Genomic DNA, 251 nt, shown 5'->3' on the forward strand with positions numbered 1-251 from the left:
ACGTTGATGTCCTGGTCGTAGCTCTCCACGGCCTTGCGGATGGCGCGGCCCAGGTTGAAGCAGCGCTGGCCGGTGGGCACGGGATACTGCACCACGTTCACGGCGAAGGGGATCACCGGGCAGGGCCAGGAGCCGGTCTTGGGGTCCTGCTCGCCGCACATCAGCGACAGAGGCACCGTGAGGCCGTGGTCCACGTCCATCTTGTTGACGATGGTCAGATCGAAGTCCTGCTGGATCACGGACTGGGCAAT

General features: G+C 64.5%; 1 pseudogene. It reads right to left on the minus strand.

The annotated features are described in order from the left end of the window. Positions 1-251, minus strand: a pseudogene (locus AAIL66_RS24390) (protocatechuate 3,4-dioxygenase); the annotation flags it as partial.

It is taken from the genome of Comamonas sp. F1-6 (assembly GCF_039581415.1).
Classification (GTDB): Bacteria; Pseudomonadota; Gammaproteobacteria; order Burkholderiales; family Burkholderiaceae_C; genus Comamonas; species Comamonas thiooxydans.